Genomic DNA, 23,719 nt, shown 5'->3' on the forward strand with positions numbered 1-23,719 from the left:
GCTCGGCCGGCCCCGCTGCTCCGCGTCAGGAAAGGCACCCATGGAGTTCAGGACCGCCACCCCGCAGGACGAACCCGCCCTCGGCCGCCTCTGGCGCACCGCCTTCGGCGAGGCCCCCGTCCTCCCCCTCTGGCGCACCGGACCGGACCGCCACCCGCGCACCCTGCTCGCCACCGAGCACGGCGAGGTGCTCTCCGCGCTCCACTGGCAGCCGAGGCCGATCCGCACGGCGGACGGCGGCACCGACCGGGTCGGCTGCGTCGGGGGCGTGGCCACCCTCCCGCAGGCGCGGGGGAGGGGCCTGGTCGCCCGGCTCCTCACGGACACGGTCCGGGCCATGACCGCCGAACGCTGCGCCTGGTCCCTCCTGTTCACCGGCACCCCCGGTGTCTACCGCTCGGCGGGCTGGCGGACGTTCCCCAGCCCGGCCTGGCACACCCCGCTCGCACCCGGCACTCCCCACCCTTCGGGCGTACGGCCCGCCCGGCCCGACGATCCGCCCCGCCTCGCCGTCCTCAGGGACGGCTACGACCGGCACCGTCCGCTCACCACCGTGCGCACCCCGCACGACTGGCGGGTCCGGCTTCCGCACTGGTACGGCCCCGCCACCACGACCCTGGTCGCCGGCGCCCCGCCCGAGGGCTTCGCCGTCCTGCGCCTCACCCCCGACCGGGCCTCGCTCCTGGAGATCGCCCTCGGCGGCCCGGCCCCCGAGGACACCGCGCGCGCCCTGCTCGCCGCCGCGGCGGCCCGGGCCGCCGCCCGCGGCCACCGCACCCTCACCGCCCGCCTCCCCGACACCCCCGAACTCCGCGCCGCCGCGGACGCCCTCTTCCCGTCCCGCACACCCGTCACCGACCACTGCGGCATGGCCCGCCCCGTCCTGTCCGCCCCCGAACCGGTCCACGCCACGGTCACCGCACCCGGCGCGACCCACTGGTACGGCGACTCCTTCTGACCGGGCCAGGTCAGAGGGCCGTCTGCCGGTGGCGGCGCCGGTGCCGAGCGGCTCGGCACCGACGCCGCCACCCGGTCACGGCGCCGGGTCCCCGAGCGGCGCGGTCGAGCCGCGCACGATCAGCCGGGAACCGACCCGCAGGAGCCGGCCCGTCCCCTGCGCCGCGGAGTCCGCGCCCTCGGGGCGGCGGTCGATGCGGCGCAGCAGTTGTTCCACCGCCAGTTCGCCGAGGTCGCGGGCGTTGTTGTCGACGACGGTGATCGGCGGGTGCCAGTACGGGAACCAGGGTGCCTCCTCGTGGCACACGAGCGAGAGCCGGTCCGGCACCCGGACGCCGAGCTGGACCAGCGCGCCGAGTGTGCCGAACGTCGCCTCGTGGTTGGCGCTGTAGAGGGCGGTGGGCGGCCGGTCGGCGGTCATCAGCCGCATGACCGACTCGGTGCCGAAGGGCACGGTGTAGGGGCCGCGCGCCACCAGGGCGGGATCGGCCTCGATCCCGGCCGCGGCCAGCGCGGCCGTGAAACCGGCGTGGCGGTCCCGTCCGGAGTCGACCTCCGGCGGCCCGCCGATGAAGGCGACGCGCCGGTGTCCCAGGCCGAGCAGGTGCTGGACCGCCAGTTCGGCACCCTCGCGGTCACCGGCCATCACGCAGTCGCCCGAGACGCCGACGGGCGCGCGCATCAGGTTGACCACCGGGATGCCCGCCTTGCTCACCTGCCGGACCATGTCGTTGTTCTCGCCGGTGCCCACGATGACCAGCCCGTCGACGCGGTGGTCGAGGAGCGTGTCCAGATAGCCGCGTTCCCGCGCGGGGTCCGAGTCGGTGACGCACAGCAGCACCTGGTAGCCGCACTCGTCGAGCCGCTGCTGGAGCACCTCGGTGATGACGTGGAACGAGGCGTTCACCAGGTTGGTGATCACCAGCCCGACCAGATTGCTGCGCCGGGTGCGCAGTCCGCTGGCGACCCTGTTCGGGCGGTAGCCGAGGCGCTCCGCCGCCGACTGCACGGCGCGCCGGGTCTGGGCGCTGACCCGGCTGGAGCCGCTCAGCACCCGTGAGGCCGTGCTCTTGGAGACCCCCGCGGCGTCGGCTACCTCGTCCAAGGTGACTGCCACCGGTCCACCCCCGATCGTGAAATCGATCCCATGGTTTCCCGCTCGCTGGCGGGATCGTGGGCCCCATCATGGCAGATCTGGTCGAGTCGGTGGCGTAAACAATGCGTTTCAGCGGCGATTTTCGGTCGTCATTTCTTGACTTGGTCTTCGGCGCCCTGCCAGCGTTCTGTGCAATCGATCCCACAAAGCGTCCACCACTCGTGACGCGGACGCTCGATCGGAGCCCTCAGAATGAACACTTCGGCCGCCGTGTCCTGGCACGGCTACTGGCCCGCCGCCCCCACCCCGTTCGCCGCCGACGGCTCGCTCGACGAGGACGCCTGGCGCGCGCTGCTCGGCCTCTACGCCGAACAGGGCGTGCACGGGGTCCTGGTGAACGGCACGACCGGCGAGTGGTTCTCCCAGAGCGCCGAGGAGCGCCTGCGGCTCGCCGAGATCGCGGTCGCCGAACTCTCCGGGCGGATGCCCGTGGTGATCGGCTGCGGCGCGTTCACCGCGCAGGAGTCCATCCGGTACGGCGAACACGCCCGCTCGATCGGGGCGGACGGCATCCTCACCACTCCGCCCCCCTACGTCCACCCGAGCCAGGACGAGATCGTCGCCTTCTACACCACCCTCGCCGAGGCCGTCGACCTGCCGCTCATGGTCTACAACTGGCCGCGCGGCACCGCCGTCGACATCAGCGTCGACACCCTCGTCCGACTGGCCGAGCTCGACACCGTCGTCGCCGTCAAGGACAGCTCCGGCGACGAGCTGAAGGTCGCCGACACCTGCGCCGCCCTGGCCGGCCGGGTCCAGGTCTTCGGCCGCTTCATCCACCGCCGCGGCCTGGCCGTCATGGCGGAGTTCGGCGGCGCGGGGAACATCGACGGCGGCGCCCTGGGCGCGCCCTTCGCCGTCCCCTTCTACGAGGCCTACTGGGCCGGTGACCTCGGACTGGCCCGGACCTGGTCCGCCCGCTACGAACGCCTCGTGAACCTGCTCGTCAACGACGACTACAGCTCCCGGTTCGCCTCACCCACCTCACAGCTCAAGGCCGCCATGCGGCTGCTCGGGCAGCCCGGGGGACAGGTACGCCCCCCGCTGCTCCCGCTGGAGGACCCGTCCGCCCTGGCCCGCCTGTCCGCGGCGCTCGACCAGGCCGGCCTGCACCCCTGTTCCACCGACACCGGAAAAAGGTGAACCCACCGTGCGCAGACTTCTCATCGCGGCCTCCGCGTCCGTCGCCCTGCTGCTGACCGCCACGGCCTGCGGCGGCCAGGACTCGGACGCCTCGTCCACCGCCGCACCGACCGGCTGCACGCCCAAGCTGGGCAAGGACGAGCTGGTCACGGCGGGCACGCTGACGATATCCACGAACGCCACCCTGCCGCCCATGCAGTACCTGGACTCCTCCAGCAAGATCGTCGGCATGCGGGTGGACCTCGGCGACGCGATAGCCAAGCTGCTCTGCCTCACCCCGAAGTTCGTCAACATCCCCTTCGACGCGCAGATCCCGGGCGTCCAGTCGGGCCGCTGGGACATGATCGACACCGGCATGTTCTACACGCCCGAGCGGGCCAAGACCATCAAGCTCGTGCCCTACGAGATCCAGGGCGTCGCCGTCTCGGTGGCCAAGGGCAACCCGAAGGGCATCGCCTCCGAGGACGACCTGTCCGGCCGGACCATCGCCGTGGAGGCCCCGGGCTACGAGTTCGACACCCTCACCGCGCTCAACAAGAAGCTCAAGGCCGCGGGGAAGAAGCAGGTCACCGTCCGCACGTTCACCACCACCGCCGACGCCTACCAGGCCCTCTCCGCCGGCCAGGTGGAAGGCGTCGCGATCGTCGAGTCGGTCACCAGCCACTACCAGAAGGACGGCGCCTTCGAGACGGCCGTCAAGGGCATGAACCCCGCACCGCTCGCCCTCGGGTTCGGGAAGCAGAAGCCCGCCGACGCCGTGGCCGAGGCGCTGAACACCCTGCGCGACAACGGCTACCTGGCCACCTTGTTCAAGAAGTACGGCGTGACCACCTACTCCGGTCCGCTCAAGGTGTCCACCGGCACGATCAGCGCCAAGTAGCGCCACTTCACCACCACGAAAGGGCGAGACCCATGTGGTCCTGGGAAGCCTTCTTCTCCTTTCTCCACGATCCCCTGCTCCTCCAGGGAGCCTGGACGACGGTATGGCTGACGGCCGTCAGCATGGCGCTCGCCCTTCCGCTCGCCGTGCTGGTGGCGCTCGGCAGAGCGTCCCGGTTCGCGCCGCTGCGCCTGGTCACCGGAGGCTACGTCTGGCTGATGCGGGGCACCCCGCTGCTGGTCCAGCTGGTCATCATCTACACCGGCCTGCCCCAGCTGGGCCTGCGCTTCGGCGTCATCACCTCGGCCCTGACCGGCCTCGTCCTCAACGAGGCGGCGTACCTGTCGGAGATCGTCCGGGCCGGCGTCCTGTCGGTCCCGCGCGGCCAGGCCGAAGCGGCGCGCGCCCTGGGCATGCCGCCCTGGAAGGTGTTCCGGGTGGTGGTCATGCCACAGGCCCTGCGGGTCATGGTGCCCTCGCTCGGCAACAGCTTCAACGGCCTGCTCAAGACGACGACGCTGGTCTCGGTCATCTCCGTCGAGGAACTGCTGCGCCGCACCCAGTTCGCCGTCCAGACCAACTTCAGGGTCCTGGAGGGGCTGACCGCGGCGGCCCTCTACTACCTGGCGATGACCACGCTGTGGGGCCTGGTCCAGCAGTGGCTGGAAGCCCGCGTCGGCCGCGGCTACCAGGCCCGGCCCACCAGCGGCCGACGCATCCGCGGCGCGGCACCCGAACTGGAGACCCGATGACCATCGAGACCGTCGTGGAAGCCCGCCAGGTCCGCAAGTCGTACGGCGACGTCGAAGTCCTCAAGGGCATCGACCTGACCGTCCGCCAGGGCGAGGTCGTCCTCGTCCTGGGCCCGTCGGGCGGCGGCAAGAGCACCTTCCTGCGCACCCTCAACCACCTGGAGACCCCCGACTCGGGCACCGTCACCGTCTGCGGCGAGCGGATCGGCTACGGCGAGAAGGGCGCGCTGCGCGAACGGCGCACCGCCGTCCAGCGCCGGCTGACCGGGATGGTCTTCCAGCAGTTCAACCTGTTCCCGAACATGACCGCCCTCGACAACGTGGCGGCGGGCCCCGTCCATGTGAACCGCGTCCCCAGGGCCGAGGCACGCGCCACGGCGGGCGAACTGCTCGCCATGGTGGGCCTGGCCGACAAGACCGGCAACTACCCCGCCCAGCTCTCCGGCGGACAGCAGCAGCGCGTCGCCATCGCCCGGGCCCTGGCCATGCGCCCGCAACTGCTGCTCTTCGACGAACCGACCTCGGCCCTGGACCCCGAGATGGTGGGGGAGGTGCTCGACGTGATGGTCCGGCTCCGCGAAGAGGGCATGACCATGATCGTCGTCAGCCACGAGATGGGCTTCGCCAGGGCCGCGGCCGACCGGGTGGTGTTCATCAGCGACGGCGTCGTCGTGGAGGACAAGGCACCCGACCGCTTCTTCGCCGCCCCGGAACACGCCCGCACCCGCCAGTTCCTGGACCGGATCCTCTGATGTCTGTGAGCACTGCCATGAGCACCACCCGACGCACACCCCGAACACCCGAGACCGTCACCGTGACCGTGGACGGTACCCCCGTCACGGCCTGGGCCGGCCAGTCCGTGACCGCCGCCCTGGTCACCTCCGGCATCTGGCCCCTGCGCCGCAACCCGGTCAACGGCCAGCTCCGCGGCCCGTTCTGCGGAATGGGCGTCTGCCTGGAGTGCGAGGTGACCATCGACGGCCGCCCGCTCTCCCGCAGCTGCACCGCGCATGTCGCGGACGGCATGGACATCAGGACGACGACCCATGAGTGAGCCGGAGACCGATGTCGCGGTCGTCGGAGGCGGACCCGCCGGACTGCGCGCCGCACTGACCCTGGCGAAGGGCGGCCTGGACGTCGTCCTCCTCGACGAGTCCGACGAACTCGGCGGCCAGTACTACAAGCGCCGCTCCCCGCACCTGAGCGCCGCCTTCGGCGACTTCCGCCCCCGCGGCACCGCACTCATCCACGAGGTCAGGGCGGCCGGGGTCACCTGCCGCACCGGCACACTGGTGTGGGGCGCCGAGGACGACGGGCACACGCTCCTCACCAGCGACGTCCGCACCGGAGCCCTCGGCCGGGTCCGGTCCGGGGCCACCCTCGTCGCCGCCGGCGCCTACGAACGCTCCCTGCCCTTCCCGGGATGGACCCTGCCGGGCGTGGTCACCCCCGGCTTCGCCCTCCACCTGGCCACCATGGACCGGGTGCCCGTGGGCCGCCGCGTGGTGCTGGCCGGGACCGGCCCGTTCCTGCTCCCCGTCGCCTGCGCACTGCTGGAGGTGGGCGCCCGCATCGAGGCGCTGATCGAGCTGAACCACCCCTACCGGCCCGCTCCCGGTGCCGTCGCCGGCGCGCTGCGGCAGCCCGCCCGGCTGGCCGAGGCGGCCCGCTACCTGCTGACCCTGGCACGCCACGGCGTACGCGTCGAGCAGGGCGCCCGCGTCGTCGCCGCCCACGGAGACACCCAGGTCCAGGCCGTGGAGATCGCCGGCGCCGACGGCAGGGTACGGCGGCTGGAGACCGACGCGCTGTGCGTGGGCTTCGGCTTCCGGCCCAGCACGGAACTGCCCCGGCTGCTGGGCTGCCGCACCGCACCGGACCCGACCGGCACGGAGTTCCTCCCGGTCGTCGACGCCTACGGCGCGACCTCGGTGGACGGCCTGTACGTCGCCGGTGACTGCGCGGGCATCGCGGGAGTGCACGCGGCGGGCGTACGCGGCGAACTGGCCGCGCACGCGATCCTGCGCCGGCTGACCGCGGGCCCCGGTGACCGGCGCCGGGTGGCGGCACTGCACCGGCGGGCCCGGTCCCTCGACCGCTTCGCGGCGCTCGCCGACCGCCTCTACCCGCTGCCCGCCGACGCGGTGGCCGCCATCCCCGACGAGACCCAGGTGTGCCGCTGCGAAGGGGTCAGCGCGGGCGAGATCCGGCAGTCCGCCGCCATCGGCTGGAACGACCTGCACGGCGCCAAGGCCGCCACCCGCGCCGGCATGGGCCCGTGCCAGGGACGCGAGTGCGGGCACATCGTCGCCGCGCTCACCTCGCGCGGCACCCCGGAGTGCTTCGCCGCCCGTATGCCGCTGCGGCCACTGCCCATGGCCACCACGGTCGAAGAAGGGGACGAACGGTGAACCAGCCCGACGTCATCGTCATCGGCGCCGGCATCCTCGGCGCCAGCACCGCGTTCCACCTCGCCGAACGCGGACACCGCGTCGTGGTCCTGGAGCGCGGCGCGCCCAACCGCGAGGGCTCCGGCACCACCGCCGGCAACCTCCACATCCAGGCCATCCACACCCGCAGGCCCGGCCAGGAGACCCCGGTCGACAGCGCCCGCCTGCTGCCGCTCCAGCGCCGGGCCTCCGACCACTGGGCGCAGATCGAGGAACGGCTCGACGCGGACGTGGAGCTGAGGCGCGGCGGCGGCTTCATGGTCGCCGAGACCGAGGCCCAGGAGGAGGAACTGCGCGAGAAGCACACCTGGGAACAGGCGGCCGACATCCCCACCGAGGTGCTCACCGGCGACGAGGCCCGTGCACAACTGCCCCTGCTGTCCCGGCGCGTACGCGCCGCCAGCTGGTGCTCCCTGGACGGCTACGCCAACCCGCTCCTGATCACCCCCGCCTATCTCGCCGCCGCCCGCCGCCACGGCGCCCAGCTCCATCCCTTCACGCCCGTGACCGCCGTCCAGCGGGTCGGCGACGACTACAAGGTGTCCTGCGGGGACCGGAGCTGGACCGCACCGACCGTCGTCAACGTGGCGGGACCGTGGATCACCGGCACCGCCGCCCTCGCCGGAATCGACGTGCGCATGGCACCGGTGGCGATCCAGATGCACGTCACGGTCCGCGTGGCACCGGTGATGCACCACCTGGTCCAGCACATCGGCGAGGGCATGTCGGTCAAGCAGGTCAGCGCCGGCAACCTGCTGATCGGCGGCGGCTGGCCCGCCGCCCGCCTGGACATGAACGGCCGCAGCACCGTCAGCGTGCCCAGCATGGCCGGCAACCTCGCCCAGGCCGGACGCATCCTGCCGTTCCTGCGCGACCTGCGCCTGTTGCGCATGTGGGCCGGACCGCTGGCCGCGACCCCCGACGAGATGCCGGTGATCGGTGAAGTCCCCGGCCATCCCGGCTACTTCGTCGCCGGCGGCACCTACGCCTTCACCCTCGCCCCCGTGTGGGGCGACACCCTGGCCCGGATGATCGCGGGGCAGCCCCCCGCCGACCCGGTGGACGACCTGGGCCCCGGCCGCCTGACGCACGACAGCGCCGCCCCCGTTCTCTGACCCCCGACCCGAAGGACACCGCACCATGACCACCCTGAAGATGTTCGTCAACGGCCAGGCCATGTCGGGAGGTTCCCTCAGCCACGCGCTGCGCGACGCCCGCCTCCTCGGCCCCGTCCGCACGGCCCCCGCCTACCGGTTCCACTCGGTGCGCGACGAGTTCCCCGGACTCCACCCGGTCACCGTCGGCGGCGCGGCCATCCTCGGCGAGGTCTACGAGGTCGGCTACGACGTGCTGCGGGAGAAGCTGCTCCCCGAGGAGCCGGCGGAACTCGAACTGGGCGTCATCACCCTGGAGGACGGCACGGGTTCGCTGTCGATGCGGATGCGCGCCGAGGCCCTGACCGCCCCCGGCGTCACCGACATCACCGCGCACGGCGGCTGGCACGCCTACCTCGCCACCCTCTGACCGTCAACTCCCCTCTCCCGCACCCCCGTCGGAGGCCCCCATGTCCCTTCCGCAGCCCATCGACCTCATCGTCCGGGGCGGCACCGTGGTCAACGCCGACTGGCAGGGCGTCGCCGACGTCCTGGTCGGCGCCGGAAAGGTGATCGGAGTGGTGGAGCCGGGCTCCTACCGCCCGGCCCGGCACCCCGGCACCACCGAGATCGACGCCTCCGGGCGCCTCGTGCTCCCCGGCGGAGTCGACCCGCACTGCCATGTCGGCTTCACCTCCGGGGACTTCACCTCCCTGGACGACTACCGCCAGGCCACCACCGCCGCCGTCTTCGGCGGTACGACGACCATCGTCGACTTCGCCATCCCGCGCCCCGGCGAGAACCCGGCCGACGTCGCCGCGGTCCAGCGGGCCAAGGCGGAGCAGGGCCTGTGCGACAGCGCCCTGCACGGGTGCGTGGTCGAGTGGGACGACACCGTGCCCGAACAACTGCGGTCGATGACCGCCGACGGCATCGTCACCGTGAAGATGTTCACCACGTACCGCGGCGAGACCATGGCCGACGAGAAGACGATCCTCAACGTGATGACGACCCTGAGAGACCTGGGCGGCATGGTCGTCATCCACTGCGAGGCCGACCACATCATCGCCGACACACAGGAGCGCGGCGAGGCGGCGGGCGGCATCAGCGCATGCCATCACGCCGGGACGCGACCGGAACTGGCCGAGAACGCCTCGGTCGCCGAGATCCTGGCGATCGCCGAGTCCGTCGACGCCCCCGTCTACTTCGTCCACCAGTCGACGCCCGAGGCGGTGGACCTCGTGGCCCGGGCCCGCGGCCGGGGCGTCCGCGCCTTCACGGAGACCGTGGCCCACCACCTGACCCTGGACGACAGCGCCTACGCGGGCCCGCACCCGGAGCGCTTCGTGTGCTGCCCCCCGCTGCGCGGCGCCGGCACGGTCGCGGGGCTGCGCTCACGCGTGCTGATGGGCCAGGTGGCGACGATCGGCAGCGACCACTGCTGCTACGACACCGCCCAGAAGGAGTCCGTCAGCCACGACGTACGGGCCATGCCCAACGGCCTGCCGGGGGTCGAGACCCGTATGCCGGTGGTCTTCAGCGACCTGGTCGTCAAGGGCGGTCTGCCGGTCGGGCGCTTCGTGGAGCTGATGTGCGCCAACCCGGCGAAGCTCAACGGCCTCTACCCCCGCAAGGGGGTCATCGCCCCCGGCGCCGACGCGGACCTCGCCGTCTGGGACACCCGCACCACGCGCACCGTACGCAGCGGGGACCTGCACATGGCCACGGACTACACGCCCTACGAGGGCATGGAGGTCACCGGCTGGCCGGAGACGGTGGTGGTCGGAGGCCGCCCCGTGGTGGCGGCGGGCCGCCTCGTGGCGCCCGAACCCCGAGGCCGCCACCTGAAGTCGGGCCCCCTGAGCCGCTCCCTGCTCTGCTGAAGCCCCGCCCCGTGGGCGGCGGATCGCCGCCCACGTTTCACGCCCGCGCCGGTGCCGTGCCCGCGCGCAGGATGCCTTCGACGCCGTCCAGGAACGTCTCACAGATCAGCGCCGGGTCGAAGAGGCAGCCCGCTGCCATCGCGCCGTCCCGGAGCATGACGAAGTGCCGGCCCGCCGCGTCGGCGGGAGCGCAGCCGGCGTCCTCCAGCAACCGCGTCGCGGTGTCCAGGAACCACTGCCGGTGGGCCAGCACGGCCCGGTGGACGGGGTGTGCCGGGTCGGGGAACTCGGCCGCCGCGTTGAGGAAGGCGCACCCGCGGAACCCGGCGGACCGGATGCCCTCGGCGATCGACCGGCTCACGGCCCGGACCGTGTCGGCGGCGGGCAGGCCCTGCGCCCGGACGGCGTCGACCTGTCCCCGGATGCCGTGATCGGCCAGTTGCAGGTAGGAAAGGATCAGCTCCTCCTTTCCCTTGAAATGCCGGTACAGGGTGGCGCGAGTGACCTGGGCCTGCGCGATGATCCGGTCCACGCCGACGGAGTGGATCCCCTCGGTGTAGAAGATCCGGGTCGCCGTGTCGAGCAGCCGTGCCCGCGCCTCGGACATGCTCTTGCCTTCTGTGCCCGCACTCATGGGGCCCACGGTACCAGCCGATGAGGGAGAACGTTCGGTCTTGACAGGGGAGCGAGGGCGTGATTTAGATGAGGAGAGAGACCGAACGTTCTCCCTCGTTATCTCCTCCTCCTCATCATCCCGCTGAAGCCGATCACCGGCGCGCGGAGGGTTGCGGCACGCCCGTGCGGATCACGGCGCCCCGGGACCCGACTCGCCGTCACCGTCGGCCTCCGCCGAAAGGACTCCGATGGACTCCTCCGTCGCCGCCCCGGCCGCCGCCCCCGCCGCGAGCGGCACCGCGGCGCTGCGCCGCCTGTACCTCCTGCGCTTCGCGTTCGCCACGGTCTGGGCCGCACTTCTGCTCGCCTCCGCCCACACCCTGACCCCGCTCGGCGCGACGCTGCTGGTGGTCTACCCCTTGTTCGACGTGGCCTGCGCGGTCGTCGACCTCAGGTCCGCCCGGACGAGCGGCGGCCCGGTGCGGGGCCTCTACGCGAACATCGCGCTCAGCGTCCTCACCACCGTGGGACTCGTCGCCGCCGCCACCTCGGGAATCCCGGCCGTGCTGCGGGTCTGGGGCGCGTGGGCCGTCACCGCGGGACTCGTCCAGCTGGTCGTCGGCGTGCACCGGCGCGCCATGGCGGGCCACTGGCCGATGATCGCCAGCGGTGCCATCTCCACTCTCGCGGGAGCCTCCTTCATCGCCCAGGCGGACAGGACCGACGCCTCCTTCAGCTCCCTGGGCGGCTACGCCTTCCTGGGCGGGGTCTTCTTCCTGCTCTCCGCACTCCGCCTGGGACGAGCCGACAGGACCGCCCGACTCGCTCCGTGACGCGAAAGCGCACGCGGAACGCGCACGAACCGGGAGTTGAGCGCCGCCCCGTACGGTCCGTCGCCGGTGTGCAGAGATCGGAGTCGGCGGCGGAGACATAGGCGTCCTCGGCCGCTGGACGACACCGGCCGGGGCCGGCGACGGGATTCGAACCCGCGTCACCCGCATTCAGGCGAAGTATCCGCAGCCTGCGCACCTGCACGCGGAGGACGGTAGCGGGGCGGACCGGCACCGGGCATCCGAGTTTCACCGGTGCCGTGTCGGCCGTTCCGCGTCACCTCGGTCCACCGCTCGCCGAACGCCGCACCTCCACTCCGTACCGGGCGAGTCGATCGGGCAGGTCGGCCAACCCGGCCGTCTGCTCGATGTGGTGGACGCCCGGGGGCACCGTGCCGGTGAGGATCGCCCGGGCGGTGTGGGCCGCGACCAGGCCGGTGACCCGGCTCTGCTCGCGGCCGGCCAGTACGTACCCGGCGTGCCGGTCTCCCCGTACGGCGTCGGCGCGCACGGCGAATCCGTCACCGCCGAGGTGGACGCGGCCCATGGCGTTCGTCAGCAGCCGTCGTACGGCGGGCCGCCCGGCCAGGCCCGCGCGACCGCCGCGGCGCAGTGCGAACAGCGCGCTCGTCAGGAAGCGGGAGTCCAGGCAGAGCCGGGTCGTGACCTGTGGGATGCCGAGGGTCCGGGGCAGGGTGTACTGGTCGGAGAACGGGAACGGGTGGGCGGTTCTGGTGCCGTAACCGGGCAACTCCACACGGGCGGGCCGGCCCGGCATGGGCGTCGCCAGGCCCTCGACCGTCCACCGCAGGGCGTCGGCGCCGTGGCGCTCGCCGGACCCGAGCAGCAGGGTGACATCGATGCGGTCCGCACCGCCGACCGCCTCGTGGGCGCGGAGCGCGAGCAGATTGGTCAGGCCGGGCGCCACCCCGACGCTGAGCACGGCCGAGGCGGCCGCGCGCCGGGCGAGCGGATCCAGACCGGCCACCCCGTCGAGGAGGTCCACGGTCGCACCGACGTCGACGACGTGGACGCCTCGCTCCAGACAGAGCCGGGCGACGGTCACGTCCGGGGGTTCCACGCAGAGCACGACCAGCGCGACGTCACCGTTGTCCAGCACGCGCCTGAATCCGTCCGGATCGGCGACGTCCGCACGGATGCCTCCGAGCCGCCGCACTCTCGCCTCGTCACGGCCCGCGGGCACCACACGGCCGGGGAACCATTCGTCCAGTGTCGAGGTCACGGTCGACCCGACGGCGCCGTATCCGCCTACGACCAGAATGCGCCCCTCGGTGCCAGTGCCTGGTCCGGACTCTCTCGCTGTAGTCATGCTCCAATGAATTACACTGTAGTCTCACTACAGTCAAAAACGAGAAAGGCTGACCCCGTGCCCACCACCCGCGCCGAGAAGACCCTCCGCACCAGGCGGCGGATGCTCGAAGCCGCTCACCGTCTCTTCGTCGAGCGCGGCTGGACGCGGACGACCGTCGAGGACATTGCACGCGCCGCGGAAGTCGGCGTGCAGACCGTCTATTTCACGTTCGGCAACAAGCGGAAGCTGCTCAAAGAGGTCCTCGACACCGCGGTCGCCGGTGACACCGACCCGGTCGCCACCCTCGACCGTGCCTGGGCGCGGGAGGTCGTCGCGGAGCCCGACCCCGACGCCCAGCTGGCCCGGCAGGCGGCGGGGGCTCGTCAGGTGCTGGAGCGCGCCGCCCCCGTGCTGGAAGTGGTCCGGTCCGTGGCCGCCGCCGACCCGGAACTCGCCGAACTGTGGCGGACGAACACCGGGCAGCGGCACACCATCCAGCTGCTCTTCGCCGAAGCGCTGGTGGAGAAGGCGGGCGGCACCCTGCGCGACGGCCACGACGCGGCCTCGGCCGCCGACATCGCCACCGCCCTCCTCGGCCCCGAGACCTACCACCTGCTGGTGACGGAACAGGGCTGGCCCCCGGCCCGCTGGGAACACTGGGCGGCGGACGCCCTCGTACGGCAACTGCTGCCCTGACGAGAGTGGGGGCGTGGCCGTCTGCCCGCCGCGGCCGAGCCGATCCGGGGCCCTCTGGGCCTGCCTCGCCCCCCCTGGAACGGCATCCGCCCGACGACCGCGATTCGGAGGTCCTCGATCACGTGCTCGGACATCCGATTCCCCCGCCGTCACGCACAGCACGGCACGACAGTCGGCCCAGCGGCCTGTGGTCGCTGTGGTCGGCAGGTCGCGGGTGCGGCCGGCGGTCGCGCAGTCGTGGTGACCGCTGTCGCGCGGCGGGTGCCGGCTACGCGGGGATGCGGACCCGCAGGGGTGCGGCCGTGCGCGTGATCACGTCGTCCGGGGTGGTGCCGGGGGCCGTCTCGACGAGGGTGAGCCCGTCCGCGGTGACGTCGAGGACTCCGAGGTCGGTGATGACGCGGTGTACGCACGCGCGGCCGGTCAGGGGCAGGGTGCAGCGCTCGACGAGCTTGGGGCCGCCGTCCTTGGCGGTGTGCTCCATCAGGACGATGACCCGTCGGGCGCCGTGCACCAGGTCCATCGCGCCGCCCATGCCCTTGACCATCCTGCCGGGGATGGCCCAGTTGGCGAGGTCACCGGCCTGCGACACCTGCATGGCCCCCAGGACCGCCGTGTCGATGTGACCGCCCCGGATCATCCCGAAGGAGAGCGCGGAGTCGAAGAAGGAGGCGCCCGGCAGCACGGTGACCGTCTCCTTCCCGGCGTTGATCAGGTCCGCGTCGACGTCCGCCTCGTAGGGGTACGGACCGGTGCCGAGGATGCCGTTCTCCGAGTGCAGGGTGACCTGCACGTCCGGCGGCAGGTTGCCGGGAATCGTGGTGGGCAGGCCTATGCCCAGGTTGACGTACGAGCCGTCGGTCAGCTCCAGGGCGGCGCGGGCCGCCATCTGGTCACGGGTCCAGGCCATCAGAGTCGTACCGTCCTCTTCTCGATCTTCTTGGCGGCCGCCTGCTCGGGGGTGAGGGCGACGACCCGCTGCACGAACACGCCGGGCAGATGCACCTGGTCGGGGTCGAGGACGCCGGGCTCGACCAGTTCCTCGACCTCGGCGATCGTGACCCGGCCGGACATCGCGGCCAGGGGGTTGAAGTTGGCGGCGGACCTGCGGAAGACCAGGTTGCCGTGGCGGTCCCCGCGCCAGGCGCGGACCAGCGCGAAGTCGGTGGTGATGCCGTGTTCCAGGACGTACGTCCGGTCCGCGAAGGTCCGGCTCTCCTTCACCGGGGAGGCGACGACGACCGAGCCGTCGGGGCCGTACCGCCAGGGCAGCCCGCCGTCGGCGACCTGGGTGCCGACACCGGCCGGCGTGTAGAACGCCGGTATGCCGCAGCCCCCGGCGCGCAGCCGCTCGGCCAGGGTGCCCTGGGGGACCAGCTCGACCTCCAGTTCCCCGGACAGGTACTGCCGGGCGAACTCCTTGTTCTCGCCGACGTACGAGCCCGTCACCCGGGCGATGCGGCGGGCGGCGAGCAGGACGCCCAGCCCGGCGCCGTCCACGCCGCAGTTGTTGGACACCACCGAGAGCGCGGTGGCGCCCTGCTCGTACAGTGCGTCGATCACGACCTCCGGCACTCCGCTGAGGCCGAAGCCGCCGACGGCGAGCGACGATCCGTCGGTGATGTCGTGGACCGCCTCGGCGGCGGTCGCGCAGACCTTGTTCACGGCTGGGGCTCCTTGGCGGGGGAGGTCGGGCGGCTCGGGGCTGCCGGGTCCGGTGCGGGGACGCCGAAGAGGCGCAGTTGGAGGGCGAGGGTGGCGTAGTAGCCGACGAGCGTGGACAGTTCGAAGAGGACGGCCTCGCCGAGGGCCGCGCGGGCCGCCGTGTACCAGGTGTCGTCCAGCCGTTCCGGATGCGCGGCGAGCAGACGGGTGGCGGACCAGGCGGCGTGTTCGAACGGGTCGGCGAAAGCGGGGTCGGTGTCCTCGCGCAGCGCGCGCAGTTCGGCCTCGGTCAGTCCCGCGGCCCTGCCGACGGCCTCGTGGGCGTACCGCTCGAAGTCGCTGTCCCACACGGTGGCGACGACCAGGATCGCGGTCTCGCGCACCCGGGGCGGCAGGTCCGTGGCGAAACGGATCGCCGAGCCGAGGGCCTGCAGCGCGCCGCCCAGCGGGGGGCTGGACAGCATGGCGTTGAAGGGGCCGTGGAGGCGTCCCCGGTCGTCGGTGAGGGCGAAGAGCCGTGGGCCGGCGGCGCGCGGGCCGCCGGTGATCTCGGTGTACAGGGCCTGTTGTTCGGGGGAGAGCCGGTCCGGGTGGAACAGGGGCAGCCGGCCGGTGCGGGGTGCGGACGTCATGAGCGGGCGGTCGTCCCGTCGTCCGCCGAGGATCCGTCAGCCGGGGTCCCGTCAGCTGCGGTCCCGTCCGTCGCGGACCCGTCCGCGGTCTCGCTCGCCTGGGACACCTGCGACACCTGCGACACCTGCGACACCAGTGACGCCAGGTCCGCGTCGGTGAGGAGGCGGCCCTCGCGTGCCATCACCGCGCGGGCCCGCCGCAGCACCTCGTCGACCTGAGCGGGGGTGGTGTCGACACCGAGCGCGGCCAGCTTGTCGGCGAGGGTGTAGGGACCGCTGTCGGGGGTGAAGGGGACCCTGCGGGCGTTGCCGACGAGCGTGGGCTCCAGGCAGTTGTGCAGTAGCGGGTCGACGGCGGTCTCCTGGGTGATGAGGTCCATGCCTCCCCAGGAGAAGGCGCTGGTGCCGGTGACGGGGTGGTTCCAGGCGAGGTGGTAGCCGGTCAGCGCCTCGCCGGCGCGGGCCAGTTCCGTCAGCCGCTCGGTCCTGATCCCGGTGCTCACCCCGTACAGCGTCTCGAACGCCATGGCGGTGGCGGCGAGATCGGCGTTGCCGGGGCCGCCGCAGTAGCCGTTGACGGACAGTTCGACGACGTCGGCGCCGGCCCGGACCGCGGCGACCGCGCAGCCCACCGCCAGCCCGAAGGTGTTGTGCGGGTGCAGCCCCACCTGCACGCCGGGGGCGAGTTCCCGGGTGCGGGCGACGAGGTGTCCGTAGGCCTCGGGGCTCATGGCGCCGGGGCCGTCGAAGAGTGTGAGCTCGGTGGCGCCCGCCCCCGTGAGCACGGCGACCGACTCCTCGAGGACCTCCTCGGTGAGGTACGACACCATCAGCATCGGGACGATCGCGTCCAGGCCCCGGGACCGGGCGTGCCGGACGAGGGGCACGGCCCGGGCGAGGACGTCGGCCCGGCCGCGCGGGGTGTCCGGAGTGCGCCACTCCTCGCCCCGCCACGCCTTCTGGTAGATCGCGGGGTTGTAGATGAGGGACGCCTCGCCCAGCCCCTGCACCCAGATCTGTACGGCGTCGTAGCCCGCGTCGGCGGCGCGGTCGATGTCCTGCGTGGTGCGCAGCAGCGGCAGAACGGCCCGGCAGTCGCCGTTCTCGCCCTTGATGACCTCGACCTCGGTGCGCAGCGCCTTGTCGTCCCGGCCGCCGAGCCCCGCGGTGACGACCTCGTGGACGCCCGCACCGACGAGCCGGCGCAGGTAGGCCTCCTTGGCCTCGGTGGAGGCGACGACGCCGGGGAGCGTCTCCACCGACCGCAGGGTGGCGTCGCGCAGCCGTACGGATCCGGGCATGGGTCCGCGGACCTCCGGCCGGCGGTTGAGCGGGCTCACCGACCAGCGTCCCGGCTCGTAGGCACCCGGCGCGCGTTTGGCGGCCAGTTCCGCGCGGAAGCGGGCGATCTCCTCGTCGGTGAACACGGCCGGCTTGTCCATGGGCCCTCCGGGCGGCTGTCTGGGGCGGTCTTTGCTCTGTCATTCAAGCACCGCCACCTCAATGCTGTCGACACTAGCCTCTGTATTGACGGCTCGACCGGCATCGGTTCCTTTCGATGTTTACTTTCTGTCGACACTAAGTGAAACTTTCGACAGTTGGAACGCCATTCGCGAACCGAGGGAGACATCCGTGAGCCAAGACGTGCCCACCGCCCGGCCCGGCCGGCTGGCCGGACGGACCGCCGTGATCAGCGGCGCCGGCAGCGTCGGTCCCGGCTGGGGCAACGGCCGCGCCACCGCTGTGATCTTCGCCCGCGAGGGCGCCACCGTGTACCTGACCGACCGCGACAAGGACGCGCTGGAGGTCACCGCCCGCCAGATCCGGGAGGAGGGCGGCGAGGCGCACACCGAACTTCTGGACGTGACCGAACCGGAGGCCGTGGCCGCCTACTTCGAGCAGACCGAACGGCAGGCCGGCCGGATCGACATCCTTGTCAACAACGTCGGCGGCTCCCGCGCCGGCGGGGCGGCCGAACTCTCCCTGGAGGACTGGGACAGCCAGCTGCGCACCAACCTCACCAGTGCCTTCCTGGCGTGCGGGCAGGTCGTGCCGATCATGCGGCGCGGCGGCGGGGGTGCCATCGTCAACACCGCGTCCTGCTCCGGACTGCGCTGGACCGGTGCCGCGCAGGTGGGGTACGCGGCGGCCAAGGCGGCGGTCATCCAGCTGTCCCGGGTCACGGCCGTCCAGTACGCGCCCGACGGCATCCGCGTGAACACCGTCGTTCCCGGGCAGCTGCACACCCCGATGGTGGAGGCCAGGCTCGCCGGGCAGCGCGCGGGCGGCGACGTGGCGAAGCTGCTCGCCCAGCGGCAGTCCCGCATCCCGCTCGGGTTCATGGGGGACGGCCGGGACACGGCGTACGCGGCGCTCTTCCTGGCGTCCGAGGAGGCCCGTTTCGTCACCGGCACCGAGATCGTCGTCGACGGCGGAATGACGGCCCGTTGTGACTGAACCGGTTCTGCACGACGCGGCGCCCTCCCCGGGCTGCCCGCCCCCGCACCCGGCGCCGCGCAGTCCCTCCCTCGTGCTGCCGCCGGGCAGCTGCGACGCGCACTGCCACATCCTCGGTCCGGCCGCGGTGTTCCCGTACGCGCCCGAGCGCACCTTCACCCCGGTCGACGCCCCCAAGGAACAGGCCGCCGCCCTCCACGCCCATCTGGGTCTGTCGCGCGCCGTGGTCGTCCAGTCGTCCTGCAACGGCTCCGACCACCGGGTGCTGCTCGACGCGCTCGCCGCCGGGGGCGGCCGGCTGCGCGGGGTCGCCCTGATCGGCGAGACCACCACCCGGGCGGAGATCGAGGAACTGCACCGCGCGGGAGTCCGCGGCTTCCGCCTCAACTTCCTGCCGCACCTGCGCACCGCGCCGACGCGGGAGGAGATCGACTCCGTGCTGGAGCGCGTGGACGGCCTCGGCTGGGTCACCGAGCTCCATCTCAAGGGGCAGGAGGCGGCCCGGTACGAGTCCCTCATCCGCTCCCTCCCCGGCCGGGTGGTCGTCGACCATCTCGCGCGGGTGGATCTGGCGGCCGGCCCGCGCGACCCCGCCCTGCGCAGCCTGCGCGCCCTGCTCGACACCGGTGACGTCTGGCTCAAGGTGAGCGGCGTGGACCGGGTCTCGCGGCAGGGCCCGCCCTACGCGGACGCCGTCGCGCTGGCCGCCTCCTTCGTGGCGCACGCGCCCGAGCGGGTGGTCTGGGGCACCGACTACCCGCACGTGAACATCGAGGGGGCCGCACCGGACGACGGCCTGCTGGTCGACCTGCTCGCCGACATCGCCCCCGACCCCGGCCTGCTGCGCCGGCTCATGGTGGACAACCCGGCGGACCTCTTCGACTTCCCGCCCGGTCCGTCCGGGCCTCCCGGTCCGCCGGGTCCGCCGCGCCCGTCCGGTCCGCGTGACCTCTCCGGCCCGTCCGCCCTGCCTGACCCGCACGACCCGCACGACCCGCACGACCCGAACTGCTCGCACGACTCGCCCACGGAGCGCACATGACCGGATTCGACGGCACCTTCCTCACCCAGGGCGCCCCCGGCTACGAGGAGGCCCGGCTCGGCGCGGTCTGGAACGAGCGCAAACCCGACCGCCACCCCGACGCCATCCTCGTGGCCGCCTCGGACCGCGACGTCCAGGAGGGGGTGCGCTGGGCGGCCGCGCGCGGGACGAGGGTCTCCGTGCGGTCCGGCGGCCACAGCTGGATCGGCAACGGGGTGCGCGACGGCGGCCTGCTGATCGACCTGTCCGCCCTGGACGGGGTGGCCGTCGACGCCCCGAACCGCCGGGCCGCCGTCCGCCCCGCGGTCCAGGGCACCCGCCTCAACGCGCTGCTCGCCGCCGAGGGCCTGGTCTTCCCCAGCGGCCACTGCCCGTCCGTGGGCGTCGGCGGCTTCCTGATCGGCGGCGGCTACGGCTGGAACTCCCGGGCGCTCGGACCGGCCTGCTTCAGTGTGGAGGCGGTCGACGCCGTGCTCGCCGACGGCACGCTGGTGCACGCCACCGACGACACCCACCCCGACCTGATGTGGGCCGTACGCGGCGCGGGGCCCGGCTTCTTCGCGATCGTCACCCGCTTCCACCTGCGGGTGTACCCGGCGTACGAGCGGATCCTGCGCAGTGCGTACGTCTTCCCGCACGAGATGCGCGACGAGGTGCTCGCCTGGAGCTACGAGACCGTGCCGGAGATCTCCGCCTCGCTGGAGATGTCGGCCAAGGTCGCCTTCACGCCCGGGGCGGAGCGGCCCACCACGATGATCACCGCGGCCGCCTTCTGCACCGCGGACGAGGGGCCCGCGATGCTGGAGCCGCTGGAGAAGGCGCCCTTCCTGCGGCACGCCCTGCGCAGCACGGAGCGGCTGCCGTCGAGCCTGGACGACCTGTACGCCCTCTCCGACGGGCTGACCCCCAAGGGCCGCCGGTACGCGGTCGACGGGGTGTGGACCGGTGCTCCGGTGGAGCGGGTGCTGGACGCCGGGCGCGAGGTGCTGGACGGGCTGCCCAACCGGGACAGCTTCCTGCTGTGGATGCTCTGGGGAGGTCAGCCCACCCGGGCGAACGCCTGCTGGTCCACGCAGGCACGGCTGTACTTCTCACCGAACGCCGTGTGGCACGACCCCGCCGACGACCTGCGCAACGAGGCCTGGGCCCATGAGGCGCTCGGGGCCATGGCGCCGGTCGCGCACGGCACCCAGTTCGCCGACGCCAATCCGGCCGACCGGCCCGACCACGGGCTGGAGCCGGAGCAGGCGGCCCGGCTGGAGCGGCTGCGGCAGCGCTACGACCCCCAGGGGCTGTTCCGCACCTATCTGTCCCCCCAGGAGTCCACAACGGCGCTCGCCGTGCGGCGGCGAACACGAACGACCCCTTAGTGTCGACAGATTGGTGAAAGAGGGCCGCTACAGACCCTTGACCGCCATTTTGTGTCGACAGTACCGTCGGGATGTCTGCACCACCCAAGGAGCCCCACTTGTCCAGGTCGCCCGATCCGAACCCTGCCCGGTCCCTGCGCGGAGCTGTCATCCGGCGCGGTGACGCGAGCTATGAGAAGGCCCGTCTCGATGCCGTGTGGAACGAGCGTAAGCCGGACCGGTTCCCCGATGTCATCGTCATCGCCGAGGAGGAGCAGGACGTCGTCCGGGCCGTGCGCCTCGCCCGTGCGGAGGGGCTGCGCGTCTCCGTCCGCTCCGGCGGCCACAGCTGGGTCGGCAACGGGGTGCGCGACGGCGGTCTGCTGATCGACCTCTCCCGGCTGGCGGAGATCGCCGTCGACCCCGGGAACCGCACCGCCTCCGTCCAGCCGGCCGCCAAGGGCCCGGCCATCCAGCGGGCACTGGCCGAGCTCGGGCTGTTCTTCCCCACCGGCCACGCCCCGACCGTCGGCATCGGCGGCTTCATCCTGGGCGGCGGCTACGGCTGGAACTCCCGTCACCTCGGACCGGCCTGCCTGAGCATCCGCGCGATCGACGTGGTCCTCGCCGACGGCACCCTCGTGCACGCCACCGACGAGACGCACCCCGACCTGCTCTGGGCGGCACGGGGCAGCGGCCCCGGATTCTTCGGCATCGTCACCCGCTTCCACCTGGACGTGCACGACCGCCCGACGAAGATCGTCCGGACGGTGCACAGCTACCCGCTCGCCCTCCGCGACGAGGTGCTGGCCTGGTCCTACGACATCCTGGACACCCTGCCCACCACTGTGGAGTTCTCCGCGAAGGTCGGCTTCACCCCCGGACTCGACGCCCGGACCGTCTCCCTGACCGCCACCGCCTTCTGCACCCCCGACCACGGCCCGGAAGCCCTGGCGCCCCTGGAACAGGCCCCCTTCCGCGATCAGGCCATACGTGCCCTGGTCGGCCAGGAGACAACCATCGAGGAACTGTACGACATCGCGGACCGCCTCAACCCGGAAGGCCTGCGCTGGGCCGTGGACGGCATATGGGCGGACGGGGCCGCCGAGGAGATCCTGACCGCCTCCGCACCCGTCCTCGACGGCATCCCCGACGGCACCAGCTTCGTGCTGTGGATGCTGTGGGGCCACTACCCGCCGCGTCCCGACGCCTGCTGGTCCGCCCAGGCCAAGGCCTACCTCTCGCCCAACGCCGGCTGGAGCGACCCGGCGCAGGACCTGGCCCACGAGAACTGGGTGCACGGCTCCCTGGCCGCCGTACAACACCTGTCCAAGGGCCTGCAGTTCTCGGACAACAACGTCGCCGACCGCCACGACCTCGGTCTCAGCGCCGAGAACGCCGAGCGGCTGGAGAAGGTCCGCGCCGCCTACGACCCCGACGGATTCTTCCGGACCTACATGGCGCCGGCCGAGTCCACCACCGCTCTCGCCCTCGCGGCGCGCTCGTAGGGCCGCGCCCGGACACCCCGAACCCCACAGCAGTACCGCACACCCTCAGAGCCGCATCCGTTCGTGGGAACGCGTCCACGAGCTGCAACAACCGTGCAAAGGAGCACACCTTCATGTCGAAGCTCACGAGACGTCCGCTGGGCCGCCGTCTCACCATCGCCCTCGTGACGCTCGCCGTCACCGCTCCGCTCGCCGCCTGCGGATCGGACTCCTCCGGCTCGACGACGTCCGCCGACGGCAAGACGAAGATCACCGTGCTGCGCTCCAACGGCGCCATCTTCGAGCCGCTCTACATCGCCCAGCAGCAGGGCTACTTCAAGGCCGCGGGCCTCGACGTCACCATCAAGGCCGGCGCGCAGGACACCTCGCAGAACGCGCCGTCCGTGCTGAACGGTGAGGCCCAGTTCGCGATGACGGACAGCTCGGGCTTCCTCAAGGGCGCGGCGAAGAACATGCCGATCCGGATCGCCACCGGACTCCAGTCCGCCACCACCAGGACCGACCCCACGGACGGCCTGCTGGTCAAGAAGGGCAGCTCCATCACGTCCTTCAAGGACCTGGAGGGCAAGACCGTCGGCCTGGCCGCGCTCGGCGGCACGATCCAGTTCATCGTCGAGTACCTGGTCGAGAAGGACGGCGGCGACCCGAGCAAGGTCAAGTTCGTCGCGCTGCCGACCACTTCGCTCACCGACGCGGCCAAGACCGGCAAGACCGACGCCGTCTACTCCTTCGGCGCCTTCTACTCGGCCGCCAAGTCGGCCGGACTGCAGTCGATCGGCAACGGCATGAACGACCTGCCGGGCATCCCCCAGGGTGTGCTCTTCTCCACCCAGAAGTACCTGTCCGCCAACGCCGCCACGGCCAAGAAGTTCACCGCCGCCGTCGCCAAGGCGATCGACTACGCCAACGCGCACCCCGAGGCGGTCAAGGCGATCCAGTCGAAGTACACCCAGCTGTCCGCCGACTACATCAAGGAGGAGCAGGTCTCGTACTACGACAAGACCGTCAACACGACCGTGATGCGTACCGTCATCACGAAGATGCACCAGTACGGGCTGCTCAGCAGCTCGCCCAAGGACAGCGCCATCTACTGGGACCAGGCTCCGACCACCACCGGCAGCTGACAGACATCAGAGGTAGACCAACCATGGCCATCTCCACCGAGGGCCGGCGTCCGGCCCCCGGCCGGGTGCGCACCACCGTGCGCGCCCGGCCCGGGGGCCCCGGGCGGTCCGGGCTCCTGCTGCTCCAGTTGTCCGCCGTCGTGGCCGTCCTGTTGTTGTGGGCGGTTGTCGCGG

General features: G+C 72.4%; 24 protein-coding genes. 17 read left to right on the plus strand and 7 right to left on the minus strand.

Going from position 1 to position 23,719, the window contains the following annotated elements:
• Positions 1 to 40 precede the first annotated feature (40 nt).
• The gene (locus tag ACZ619_RS43425) at positions 41 to 958 is read left to right on the plus strand and encodes a GNAT family N-acetyltransferase (RefSeq protein WP_469611488.1); all 918 of its coding nucleotides are present in this window, start codon (positions 41 to 43) and stop codon (positions 956 to 958) included.
• 75 nt (positions 959 to 1,033) lie between these two features.
• Here ACZ619_RS43425 and ACZ619_RS43430 read toward each other — a convergent pair whose 3' ends face one another.
• Entirely contained in the window at positions 1,034 to 2,074 is a 1,041-nt protein-coding gene (locus tag ACZ619_RS43430; RefSeq protein WP_469611489.1) for a LacI family DNA-binding transcriptional regulator, read from the minus strand.
• Between the two features lie 231 nt (positions 2,075 to 2,305).
• Here ACZ619_RS43430 and ACZ619_RS43435 point away from each other — a divergent pair, with 231 nt between their 5' ends.
• The 9 genes from ACZ619_RS43435 to hydA are packed head-to-tail and all read left to right on the plus strand — an operon-like array spanning position 2,306 to position 10,315.
• Positions 2,306 to 3,256 carry a dihydrodipicolinate synthase family protein gene (locus ACZ619_RS43435; protein WP_469611490.1) on the plus strand — a complete coding sequence of 317 codons (951 nt, stop codon included), beginning with the start codon at positions 2,306 to 2,308 and terminating at the stop codon, positions 3,254 to 3,256.
• Between the two features lie 7 nt (positions 3,257 to 3,263).
• Positions 3,264 to 4,136: an ABC transporter substrate-binding protein gene (locus ACZ619_RS43440; protein WP_469611491.1), complete on the plus strand. Its 873-nt coding sequence runs from the start codon at positions 3,264 to 3,266 to the stop codon at positions 4,134 to 4,136.
• 32 nt (positions 4,137 to 4,168) lie between these two features.
• Positions 4,169 to 4,888, plus strand: a complete 720-nt coding sequence (locus tag ACZ619_RS43445) for an amino acid ABC transporter permease (protein WP_469611492.1) — start codon at positions 4,169 to 4,171, stop codon at positions 4,886 to 4,888.
• Positions 4,885 to 5,640 carry an amino acid ABC transporter ATP-binding protein gene (locus ACZ619_RS43450; protein ID WP_469611493.1) on the plus strand — a complete coding sequence of 252 codons (756 nt, stop codon included), beginning with the start codon at positions 4,885 to 4,887 and terminating at the stop codon, positions 5,638 to 5,640. Before ACZ619_RS43445 ends, ACZ619_RS43450 begins: the two co-directional genes overlap by 4 nt.
• Positions 5,641 to 5,657: 17 nt before the next feature.
• Positions 5,658 to 5,942, plus strand: coding sequence for a (2Fe-2S)-binding protein (locus tag ACZ619_RS43455; RefSeq protein WP_469611494.1), 285 nt, complete (start codon positions 5,658 to 5,660; stop codon positions 5,940 to 5,942).
• Positions 5,935 to 7,299: an FAD-dependent oxidoreductase gene (locus tag ACZ619_RS43460; RefSeq protein WP_469611495.1), complete on the plus strand. Its 1,365-nt coding sequence runs from the start codon at positions 5,935 to 5,937 to the stop codon at positions 7,297 to 7,299. Before ACZ619_RS43455 ends, ACZ619_RS43460 begins: the two co-directional genes overlap by 8 nt.
• Positions 7,296 to 8,453: an NAD(P)/FAD-dependent oxidoreductase gene (locus ACZ619_RS43465; protein ID WP_469611496.1), complete on the plus strand. Its 1,158-nt coding sequence runs from the start codon at positions 7,296 to 7,298 to the stop codon at positions 8,451 to 8,453. The genes ACZ619_RS43460 and ACZ619_RS43465 overlap by 4 nt, the downstream gene beginning before the upstream one ends.
• A gap of 25 nt (positions 8,454 to 8,478) precedes the next feature.
• Entirely contained in the window at positions 8,479 to 8,862 is a 384-nt protein-coding gene (locus ACZ619_RS43470; RefSeq protein WP_469611497.1) for an allophanate hydrolase-related protein, read from the plus strand.
• Positions 8,863 to 8,902: 40 nt separating this feature from the next.
• On the plus strand, positions 8,903 to 10,315 hold the full coding sequence (gene hydA / locus ACZ619_RS43475; protein WP_469611498.1) for a dihydropyrimidinase: 1,413 nt from the start codon (positions 8,903 to 8,905) through the stop codon (positions 10,313 to 10,315).
• A gap of 37 nt (positions 10,316 to 10,352) precedes the next feature.
• Here the strand turns inward: hydA and ACZ619_RS43480 are convergent, their stop codons facing one another.
• Entirely contained in the window at positions 10,353 to 10,949 is a 597-nt protein-coding gene (locus tag ACZ619_RS43480; protein ID WP_469611499.1) for a TetR/AcrR family transcriptional regulator, read from the minus strand.
• 229 nt (positions 10,950 to 11,178) lie between these two features.
• Between ACZ619_RS43480 and ACZ619_RS43485 the strand changes: the two genes are divergently transcribed.
• A complete protein-coding gene (locus tag ACZ619_RS43485; RefSeq protein ID WP_469611500.1) occupies positions 11,179 to 11,763 on the plus strand; it encodes a hypothetical protein in 585 nt (194 codons plus the stop codon).
• A gap of 274 nt (positions 11,764 to 12,037) precedes the next feature.
• On the opposite strand, the gene ACZ619_RS43490 is transcribed toward ACZ619_RS43485, so the two are convergent.
• Entirely contained in the window at positions 12,038 to 13,090 is a 1,053-nt protein-coding gene (locus tag ACZ619_RS43490) for a saccharopine dehydrogenase family protein (protein WP_469611501.1), read from the minus strand.
• Between the two features lie 57 nt (positions 13,091 to 13,147).
• Here ACZ619_RS43490 and ACZ619_RS43495 point away from each other — a divergent pair, with 57 nt between their 5' ends.
• Positions 13,148 to 13,768, plus strand: coding sequence for a TetR/AcrR family transcriptional regulator (locus tag ACZ619_RS43495; protein ID WP_469611502.1), 621 nt, complete (start codon positions 13,148 to 13,150; stop codon positions 13,766 to 13,768).
• A 268-nt stretch (positions 13,769 to 14,036) separates the two neighbouring features.
• Here the strand turns inward: ACZ619_RS43495 and ACZ619_RS43500 are convergent, their stop codons facing one another.
• From ACZ619_RS43500 to ACZ619_RS43515, 4 genes are read right to left on the minus strand one after another with little or no spacing between them, the layout of a single operon-like run.
• A complete protein-coding gene (locus ACZ619_RS43500) occupies positions 14,037 to 14,678 on the minus strand; it encodes a CoA transferase subunit B (RefSeq protein ID WP_469611503.1) in 642 nt (213 codons plus the stop codon).
• Positions 14,678 to 15,433, minus strand: coding sequence for a CoA transferase subunit A (locus ACZ619_RS43505; protein WP_469611504.1), 756 nt, complete (start codon positions 15,431 to 15,433; stop codon positions 14,678 to 14,680). Before ACZ619_RS43505 ends, ACZ619_RS43500 begins: the two co-directional genes overlap by 1 nt.
• Positions 15,430 to 16,065: a carboxymuconolactone decarboxylase family protein gene (locus tag ACZ619_RS43510; RefSeq protein ID WP_469611505.1), complete on the minus strand. Its 636-nt coding sequence runs from the start codon at positions 16,063 to 16,065 to the stop codon at positions 15,430 to 15,432. The genes ACZ619_RS43505 and ACZ619_RS43510 overlap by 4 nt, the downstream gene beginning before the upstream one ends.
• The gene (locus ACZ619_RS43515; RefSeq protein WP_469611506.1) at positions 16,062 to 17,507 is read right to left on the minus strand and encodes a hypothetical protein; all 1,446 of its coding nucleotides are present in this window, start codon (positions 17,505 to 17,507) and stop codon (positions 16,062 to 16,064) included. Before ACZ619_RS43515 ends, ACZ619_RS43510 begins: the two co-directional genes overlap by 4 nt.
• 190 nt (positions 17,508 to 17,697) lie before the next feature.
• Here ACZ619_RS43515 and ACZ619_RS43520 point away from each other — a divergent pair, with 190 nt between their 5' ends.
• The 5 genes from ACZ619_RS43520 (at position 17,698) to ACZ619_RS43540 (ending at position 23,545) form a co-directional block, all read left to right on the plus strand.
• On the plus strand, positions 17,698 to 18,522 hold the full coding sequence (locus ACZ619_RS43520) for an SDR family NAD(P)-dependent oxidoreductase (RefSeq protein WP_469611507.1): 825 nt from the start codon (positions 17,698 to 17,700) through the stop codon (positions 18,520 to 18,522).
• On the plus strand, positions 18,515 to 19,564 hold the full coding sequence (locus ACZ619_RS43525) for an amidohydrolase family protein (RefSeq protein ID WP_469611508.1): 1,050 nt from the start codon (positions 18,515 to 18,517) through the stop codon (positions 19,562 to 19,564). The genes ACZ619_RS43520 and ACZ619_RS43525 overlap by 8 nt, the downstream gene beginning before the upstream one ends.
• Positions 19,561 to 20,934 (plus strand): FAD-binding oxidoreductase, encoded by a 1,374-nt coding sequence (locus tag ACZ619_RS43530; protein WP_469611509.1) that lies wholly within the window; start codon positions 19,561 to 19,563, stop codon positions 20,932 to 20,934. The genes ACZ619_RS43525 and ACZ619_RS43530 overlap by 4 nt, the downstream gene beginning before the upstream one ends.
• A 98-nt stretch (positions 20,935 to 21,032) precedes the next feature.
• The gene (locus tag ACZ619_RS43535) at positions 21,033 to 22,421 is read left to right on the plus strand and encodes an FAD-binding oxidoreductase (RefSeq protein ID WP_469611510.1); all 1,389 of its coding nucleotides are present in this window, start codon (positions 21,033 to 21,035) and stop codon (positions 22,419 to 22,421) included.
• A 113-nt stretch (positions 22,422 to 22,534) separates the two neighbouring features.
• A complete protein-coding gene (locus ACZ619_RS43540) occupies positions 22,535 to 23,545 on the plus strand; it encodes an ABC transporter substrate-binding protein (protein WP_469611511.1) in 1,011 nt (336 codons plus the stop codon).
• The last annotated feature ends 174 nt before the right edge of the window (positions 23,546 to 23,719 follow it).

The organism is Streptomyces sp. NPDC104367 (assembly GCF_055583825.1).